1 protein-coding gene is annotated in these 259 nt (G+C 30.9%); it reads left to right on the top strand.

Annotated features, from left to right (window positions below):
* Positions 1 to 259, top strand: a 259-nt coding sequence (locus tag ELQ04_RS08610) for an alpha/beta hydrolase-fold protein (RefSeq protein WP_134224545.1), incomplete at both ends; no start/stop codon positions are given.

Here is a 259-nt window from a genome sequence, read left to right as displayed (position 1 = left end):
GGTTATGATAGCCCTTTGGCGTTTGATACTACCCATAGGACAAAAGATTATACTCCTAAGGTTCAAGGTTTGGAATTTCAAAATGGAGGAGGTAGCTTTGAATTTAGACAATTTATCAAAACAGAGCTTTTACCTTATATTAATACACATTATGAAACCAGTGAAGATTTTCAAATTCTTTTTGGACATTCTTTTGGCGGACTTTTTGCTTTAGATACTTTATTTAATGATACAAAGCTTTTTAGCCATTATTTTATTA

Source organism: Campylobacter sp. CH278, from assembly GCF_004378845.1.
In the GTDB taxonomy this organism is placed as follows: domain Bacteria; phylum Campylobacterota; class Campylobacteria; order Campylobacterales; family Campylobacteraceae; genus Campylobacter_D; species Campylobacter_D jejuni.
Note: the sequence above shows the minus strand (reverse complement) of the source record. Positions and strands in the feature narration are given on the sequence as shown.